The organism is Legionella qingyii, from assembly GCF_003184185.1.
The window spans coordinates 459-8,105 of sequence record NZ_QHJG01000015.1 but is presented as its reverse complement, the minus strand read 5'-3'; the positions used below and the strand labels follow the sequence as shown (position 1 = coordinate 8,105).

Here is a 7,647-nt window from a genome sequence, read left to right as displayed (position 1 = left end):
CCCTAAAATGGGCTGCACATTTTAATTCAGCTGAGGAGTGTTAAAGGTTTAACTTTAATTTAACAGATAAATTATTTGAGATAGATAAGATTTCACATCCTTTAGATGTTCACTTTGATACCAATTCCTTATCGGCGTGGCTGTCTTATTATTACTCAGTGCATGTGAAAGACACTCCTGAAAAAACGGAGGCCGCCAAAAAGAAAGACTTATCCAAATTCATTCATTTTTTCTAAGCGGAAGTAGGGCATTGGTTGCATCAACAACGACCATTATTGGCAGAGGACTCGCTTGCCCAAGTAAACTGATACACCGGATTGGAATGGATTAAGTTCACGCCAATTAATGCGGTTAAAGTCAGCTTGTGAACAGCGTATTAAATGTTGTACACGAAAAAATCAAAATCCACTTATGGAAACCACCTTGTTTTATGTACTTTTAGGCACGGGTCTTCGCGAGCCAGAAGTGGTATCATTAAAAGTCGGACAATATCGACAAAAAGGGTTGTATGATGTTATGCGTCATAAGTCAAAACGCTTCAGCCGGAAAATTCCATTGCCACAAGAGAGTAGGGTTTATTTGGATCAATATTTGAGATCCAGAAATGCCAGTGAAGATGAACCCTTCTTTATTACGAGGTATGGTATGCGTTTGCAGACCTTAGATGTTTACCGAATATGTAAGCGGTTATTAAAGCAGGCATTGGCGTTTTTGCCAGAAGCGGAGAAGTTTGAATTTACTCCACATAAACTTAGGCATACCTTTTTGAAGAAAGTCACCGATAAACATGGGGTGCATTTTGCTCAAGAGCTAAGTGGTAATATATCTATTAAAGAAATATTTAGGTATGCAAAACCCAGCCAGGAAGAAATGCAAGAAACAATAGATGAGTTATTTGCCTAAAGGATTTTAAAGATGGTTGCTTCATCTTATTGGGTTTATATATTACTGTGCGAAAACAACACCTATTATACTGGATGCACAAACAATCTTGAAAAGAGGTATCTGTCCCACATTGATGGTACAGGTAGATGTAAATACACACGTAGTTTTAAGCCAATAAAAATTGCCCAGTCTTGGGAGATTAAAGAAGGAAAGGGTAGAGCTATGAAAGTGGAACATTATATTAAAAAATTATCTAGAAGTGAGAAGGATAAACTAGTAAAGGAACCAACGATGCTGGATCTGAAGTTAATTTAGAATTGAATAATAAAGGAATTTAAATGAAGTTTGCATGTAATATAGATAAAACAGATCGGATAAACCGTACAATAATTGGTGCTGCATTGTGTATTGCTGCAATCTTTGGAATGGGAACGTTTTTTTATATCACATTGGGTATTGTATTGATTATAGAAGGTATTATCGGTTGGTGCTCTATCCCTTATTTGCTTGGGAAAATAAAGTCAAAGCTCTTAAAAAGATAGATTTCTTCACAAAGGTATAAATATCTATTCATTTGCTAATATAAAGAAAATTAAAGGAAATTTATTGAATATCTCTATTTAAAAAATTCAAAAAATTTTATAATTCCTCTTCAGAAAACAGAACTCAGATCCATCTTTTTCTTGGCTTTGTGCTCATACCAATAATCGGCATGTCTATCTTAATGCAGCCTCAGAAAACAGGATTAATCTAAATTTAGAGAGTACCCCCACATGTCGGAAAAAAACGTCCCCGAAGAGCTGAAAATAGAAAAGCTATTAGATAAGTTATCACCAGAGGCAAAAGCTGCTGTTAAAGATCTTGTTGATAGGGGCTCTTCAAACAGTTCATACGTATTATGTAGCTTAGAGATGATGAAAAAGAGAGTATTAAAAGAGAATAGTCTAACCGATCAAATCCCTACCTCATATGAAGATAAATATAGTGATAATTATTACAGCGATAGCGGTAATTATAGCGATAAGTCGTATAGCGATACTCATTACGGCGATAAAGGAGGGTATAACGATAATTACAATGACATCGTTGCAAAGCTTACAAGTGATAATAATTTGAGCGATGATAATGATCTTAATTATAGCAACACAAAATTTAAGCCATGAAAAAGGATATGAGCTTGCAAGATACTCGTTTTACAAATTTGAGAGCAGTTGTTGTTAAACTTACCTCTCGTTGTAATATTAAGTGTGAGTATTGTTATGAAGATATAACCTTCGGCAAAGAAAAGCACTACTATTTGCCTATTGATGATTTTGAATTATTAATAGATAAAATGCTGACAAACTCAAGGCAACATCAGATTACAATTATTTTTCATGGAGGAGAGCCTTCTTTATTGCCCATAAGTTGGTTGGATAGGGCATGTGAGTTTTCTTATGCCTCAGCATTGCGTAATAACAAATCTATTGAAATATCGATGCAGACCAATTTTATTAATATATCAGATGATTTAATGAACTGCTTTAAAAGAAACAATATTGCACTTGGTGTTAGCATTGATAATCCCCAAGATGTTACTCAAAGCATGCGACCACTTGCTGATAAAGTTATAAAAAATTACTTTCGAGCAAAAGAGAATGGGGTAAATTGCGGCATTTTAATGACTATAAATCAAAGCAATGCTCATATGTTTAATAAGATATGCAACTGGTTATATGCTGATATGGGGGCTCTAAGCTTTAAAGCGAACGTTGCATATCCAGTTGGGGCTGGTGTGAATCTGCCCCCTCCCACGCCAAGTGAAATTTTTAAAGCAAAAAAAGATATCATTGACTATATGATTGAAACGAAGGCGGAGTGCGCCACAGAATACCATGTAACAGAGAGCATGATTCATTACGTTGAGTGTCATCTCAAGGGTGTTCAACGTTCCCAGTCCTTGTGTGATTATGAAGGTTGTGGTGCTGGAACAGAGGTTATAGGGATAACCCCAGAAGGAAATATACTGCCATGTGGACGATTTAGCTGGAACGAAAAAGAGTATTTTCTCGGACATTTGAAAGATAAAACAGTGGACTTTAAAATTGCTTACGACAAGAAATTAAAGCGTTTTTTTTCAATAGCCCCTGAAAATTGGCAGGATTGTGGTTCTTGTGAAGCTAGAGCTATTTGCCGTTTTTCATGCCAAGCCTTTATTGCTCGCTCTACACTAAAGGCGAATATAGAATGTGAGGCAACAAAAATGGAGTTTTCTTACCTCGATAGTATAAAAGAATCAGTTGTTCAGATTTATCCTAAGCTAAAGCTGAGAAGTTCTCTTGGAAGCCTGTTAGGAAAATTTGGTTTAGAACAGATACGCAAGGAAAAATCGGAGAACTTTCGTGCTCTTCGTCCATTCTTGGAAAATTTGTTTATGCTTGATTTAGAAAGGAAAAGTAATAGCAAAATTGGAAACGATGAATTTTTAATGCTTATCAATTATCTTGAGCACACTATTCAAAACTCGGATATAACTGGGTAGCCATTTACTAAATGGTGCCATATGGACTCTACCGGTTATGCAAGAAAATAACCAAATTATTTTAAGACAAGAGGTTTAGGTGCAGTCATATATTCGGCCTTTTGTTAAATTAAATGAGATTTAGCAGTACGAATGCGAAAAAATGGGATATGGGGAAGATTAGCTCAGTATCCTCAACTATTTCTATTCAAGATATAAAGAATTGAAAATAATTATGTTAAAGATGGCATGCTTCAAAATATCATTTAAGTACATTCCAAAAGCATATGGCACAGTTCACTAATATGCTCGATTGCCATAAATCAAAAATATTTAATTGAAACAGTTTTTTAAACTCATTTAACCACTAAAATGTACCTATTTTTAATGCGGTCTTTATAGGATTTAGCGCATAAAGCGCGGACTCTTTCAATTTATTAACATAGTGGAACCTGTTAAATCATGCACATTTGAATCAACTGCAACATCCTTTAATTGCTCGAAACTTCGTAGGTTTTTTTTATAACCGTGGGGAAGTCCATCTTTCATTTTACTCAGACAAGAGTTGTATGTATCTTTGCCTATTTTGGGAATATTTAATTGCTTAAATGATTTTTTATCGGTAGCGGTTATACCGGTGTTTCCTTTGAAATATTGTTCGCATAGAGATAAAAATAATTTATCGTTACTTACTACCGTTATATTAATATTTTTTTTATCAACAAGCTTTACCAGATAACTTATTTCGTGGTCTTTTTTGACCTGTTTTGATTTAATAAATCCATGATCACGAAGAGCATAACGTTCTTTCTCTTTTTGCTCTATTGCTGCTTGTTCTTCTAACTCATCAAATGTTGGTTTTTCTCCCTCAGCCACTTGACATAATTTGGAATAAGTTTCTTTATTCATATGGGGCAGATAAAGGGTGTATTTCTTTTTATCAAAAGTAACTATAGTGGCATCATCCATAGCACAGGCTTTAGCATATTGTCTTAGAAGCGCTTCATTATTACCCTCTAGTTCAAGCATAAGTCCTGCTTTACCGAAATAAGCTTTACATTTCATAATATTTCACAATAAAAAAAGATAAAAAATATACATGAAAGTTAAATTATATTCAAGGAGTTGCCCTAACACGCATGGCCATCCCATCTAAAATTGATTAATTTTTTGCTGAGTAAACGGTTAACTTTTTTAAAGAAGAAGTTTAGCAATAAATAGGGATGCTTGGCTTTCTGGATATGGATTTGGACATATCAATATGCTTGGGTGCTATTCGTTTTGCAATGACAAAGCCTAAAATTGGGCTATTCCAGGCGAAAAAGTGTATAGCCAATATTCTTAGCTATATCAAAACCTAGTAAGTTAATATTCATTTATGAATCTCCCATCCGGTGAAAAATTGTCAATTTGAATTCTAAGTTGGTAACAATCAATTACCAACTCAGTGGGTGGGATGGTTCATTACATTAAAGCCTTCAGGACATGTGGATGAAGGCTCATTGTACTCTATTTTTTTCTCCTCTAAGGACTCCATGGAATCCTTGGTTTTTACTGGACTAAAGAATTGTGGTCCGGACTTATTGTTCTTAAAAGGAGTTGTAAAACGATAATGACCTGGATCCCGAACGAAATTGTACAGATGTTTTAAAAAATTAAGGTGCACGTGATGGCCAAAAACCTCTTGCAAAGAGGGTTTGACAGACACGGGAACTTCTGGACAAAGAAGGTGCAGTTGTTGGTTAGCGTATTCTTTGTTAATCCTACCCCATTCTTTAAAAATAATCTTGGCATTCGTCAGTGTAAAATTTTTAAAAAAGGGGTTATTTTTGCTAGCATGCATAAATAAATTACCGATTAAAAACAGAGAAATAACCCTCATTTCTTTGTAATTGGAGGGATGAGCCGTCATGACCGTAGGGAGCAATAATTTCAAAGGCATCACCACAGTATCTATATTGGCAACCACAAAAAAAAGATTCCAGCTGGTGTATAAATCCCGCCATTGAGGGTGAATATGGAACTGGGATACTAGTTTTTTGGAGTTATCGATTTTTAAGTCGGGTATTAATTCGTAACTGGCGTCTTCTTTTCTATAAGCACCCTCTGGCAACAGGGTGGTGAAGTAATTGCATTCATTAAGATACTGTTGCTGCTCCATGAGTTGGATTAGCCCAATAGCGGATTCAGCATTTTCAATACCCCCATACTCTTTGGCATGGTCGGTTGCGTCTTCCCAGGCCGCCTCAAGAATATTTAACCCCATCACAGGGACTGTTTTATCCGATAGTTCTTTGGGTTCAGTCGTTTCAATCCAAGCATTCGAACCAGATAAGCCGTTTTCCCTGATAAAATCATCCAGAGCTTCCTGGGTTTCTTTTTTTTCACCCATTGAGCGGTGAAAGAGGACCGTCAGCATAACCGGTTTGATGGAAACCATTTTTAATCGCTCAAACAGAGTGGCGCTATAGGGGACGCCTAAAATGAAGTCAGCGAGGGGATTTCCTGGATATGGATTGCCGCTTATTTTCACTAAATGATCGTATACTTCTTTTGCAAACAGTTTGCTGTTGGCCATGGTGACCAACATCGCTTCGAAAAGGAACAACAAGTTCAGCTGACGTTCTAGTGTCGATGCAATGGCAGCAAGCTCCTCATCCCCAATTAATGCCATTTCTTCAATAAAAGCCAAGAGTCGACAAAGTGGCTCATTAAATATTAGAGCTCTTTTCAGGTGCTGAGTTAGTTTATTTAAGTCTATTTTTTCTCTGCAGGCTTTGCTTATAAACTCAGTAAATTCTTTATCATTGGTATCTAGATCATCCAGTTTTAACTCGCTTAAAATCTTACTGATCAGACTGGGATTGGATTTCTCTGGTAGAATTTTTTCAATTTTGTCCAAAAAATTGAGAGCTCTTTCTTTCATCTTGATTCATCCTGCGGGTTGAAGGAAGCAAATTCGGTGCGATTGGAGTGTACTAAATATGGGCTTTAAATGCAAAGCCCATGCAAATAGATGAATTTTATTGCCAGCTCTAAATTGACCAAGCATTTCGTTTTAATCCTCTTCAGGGCTGACCGCAGAAATTAGTACCAATCGCAAATAATAGAATATTTTTACATCACACAGTATATTTATTGACATGCAAAAAAACTTTCAATACCATTTGCCTCCGAAAGTACTAAGCAATCTAAGGATTAGCAAACGACTTATCTTCTCTAATACGGGTAGTTTTTGAAGACTGGTTTTTAACCTAGTTTTAATTTAATGAAACGGGTTTGTCGTTTAGATAAAGAATGAAGAAAGACTGGCTGGATTTCTAAACACAGACTGGACTAATTAATCGGCTTCTTTTTCCTTTCCTATCGTACCTTCTAGCTAAAATTTTTTTTTTATAATATTAAATTAGAGAATTATTATGTTACACAAAGATGATGCAGTTGCTTTGTTTATAAAGTATGAAGGGGATTTAGCTAGATTGAAGCAAACCCTGATAAGCGGATGGAATACCGAGATAGGAAGATGGCGTAGCACAAGGGAAATGCATTCTGTATTTCCTGAGCTTTTCAATGCATTACATTTTCTAAAAAATAATTGTGAGGAAATATACGTTGGCGCTCGTCGCACTCCTCGTTATGATCATCCTTTTATGGACATCTATCGAACTTCTAATGACCCCCTACAAATTATACAGGATTTTGTTGAGTATTATTCTAAAGACCATTTTGCAGCGATATTGCTCGATTATTTGGGCCCGTTGAGGGATGATACTGTTGATGTAGGAAATTTAAATCGATTCTATAGTGAATTAAATGATCTCTGCACCCCAAGGCCAATTGTAATATGTAGAGATGATTTTGGATTAGCCCTTAAATTCCCAAGCAATACTTCATATGATTATTTCAATGAAATGATGAGTATTCCTGTTGGAGTGTTCCCTTCATCTAAACCTGTGCTCTATATTAAAGACGAAGTTGTAAATGGTCAGTTAGTAGCAACTTTTCCGAATCGGGCGTCAAGAGAGGAAGCAATTAACCTGCTGGGTTTAACAGGAGCTATAATCACAAGGCAGGGAGACAATCAAATGGTTTTTAAAGATCCAACCATTGCACAATACGGACAAAGTATTTGCATTAATACTCCAGAACATTTATCTAGACCAGAAAAAAGACAGGCCTATCTTGATTACCGTATTATTGTCAAGGGATTAAGTGCTTATGCTAAAAGCCCTAATAGCTTTTTTAGCAACTTTCCTGCAGAA

The 7,647-nt window shown here is 35.9% G+C and carries 8 protein-coding genes; 6 read left to right on the top strand and 2 right to left on the bottom strand.

From position 1 onward, the window contains the following. The first annotated feature begins 345 nt into the window (after positions 1-345). From DGG96_RS21175 to DGG96_RS10220, 5 genes are all read left to right on the top strand, one after another. Positions 346-903, top strand: coding sequence for a tyrosine-type recombinase/integrase (locus tag DGG96_RS21175; protein ID WP_325049830.1), 558 nt, complete (start codon positions 346-348; stop codon positions 901-903). A gap of 12 nt (positions 904-915) precedes the next feature. Continuing rightward, positions 916-1,200 (top strand): GIY-YIG nuclease family protein, encoded by a 285-nt coding sequence (locus DGG96_RS10235; RefSeq protein ID WP_110142572.1) that lies wholly within the window; start codon positions 916-918, stop codon positions 1,198-1,200. A 23-nt stretch (positions 1,201-1,223) separates the two neighbouring features. Then, positions 1,224-1,427: a YgaP family membrane protein gene (locus tag DGG96_RS10230; RefSeq protein WP_110142571.1), complete on the top strand. Its 204-nt coding sequence runs from the start codon at positions 1,224-1,226 to the stop codon at positions 1,425-1,427. A gap of 231 nt (positions 1,428-1,658) precedes the next feature. Continuing rightward, positions 1,659-2,048, top strand: a complete 390-nt coding sequence (locus tag DGG96_RS10225) for a hypothetical protein (RefSeq protein WP_110142570.1) — start codon at positions 1,659-1,661, stop codon at positions 2,046-2,048. A gap of 8 nt (positions 2,049-2,056) precedes the next feature. Beyond that, a complete protein-coding gene (locus DGG96_RS10220) occupies positions 2,057-3,406 on the top strand; it encodes a radical SAM/SPASM domain-containing protein (protein WP_158618878.1) in 1,350 nt (449 codons plus the stop codon). Between the two features lie 408 nt (positions 3,407-3,814). Here the strand turns inward: DGG96_RS10220 and DGG96_RS10215 are convergent, their stop codons facing one another. Beyond that, on the bottom strand, positions 3,815-4,450 hold the full coding sequence (locus tag DGG96_RS10215) for a hypothetical protein (RefSeq protein WP_110142568.1): 636 nt from the start codon (positions 4,448-4,450) through the stop codon (positions 3,815-3,817). Between the two features lie 379 nt (positions 4,451-4,829). Further along, positions 4,830-6,311, bottom strand: a complete 1,482-nt coding sequence (locus DGG96_RS10210) for a symporter (RefSeq protein ID WP_110142567.1) — start codon at positions 6,309-6,311, stop codon at positions 4,830-4,832. A gap of 493 nt (positions 6,312-6,804) precedes the next feature. Between DGG96_RS10210 and DGG96_RS10205 the strand changes: the two genes are divergently transcribed. Next, positions 6,805-7,647 (top strand): hypothetical protein (locus DGG96_RS10205; RefSeq protein ID WP_205872616.1); only part of this gene is annotated, 843 nt, incomplete at its 3' end.

Bases quoted from the DNA above. Each gene is read 5' to 3' on its own strand.
- DGG96_RS21175 (WP_325049830.1), top strand. From the start codon at position 346: ATGCGGTTAAAGTCAGCTTGTGAACAGCGTATTAAATGTTGTACACGA.
- DGG96_RS10210 (WP_110142567.1), bottom strand. From the start codon at position 6,311: ATGAAAGAAAGAGCTCTCAATTTTTTGGACAAAATTGAAAAAATTCTA.
- DGG96_RS10215 (WP_110142568.1), bottom strand. From the start codon at position 4,450: ATGAAATGTAAAGCTTATTTCGGTAAAGCAGGACTTATGCTTGAACTA.
- DGG96_RS10230 (WP_110142571.1), top strand. From the start codon at position 1,224: ATGAAGTTTGCATGTAATATAGATAAAACAGATCGGATAAACCGTACA.
- DGG96_RS10225 (WP_110142570.1), top strand. From the start codon at position 1,659: ATGTCGGAAAAAAACGTCCCCGAAGAGCTGAAAATAGAAAAGCTATTA.
- DGG96_RS10235 (WP_110142572.1), top strand. From the start codon at position 916: ATGGTTGCTTCATCTTATTGGGTTTATATATTACTGTGCGAAAACAAC.
- DGG96_RS10220 (WP_158618878.1), top strand. From the start codon at position 2,057: ATGAGCTTGCAAGATACTCGTTTTACAAATTTGAGAGCAGTTGTTGTT.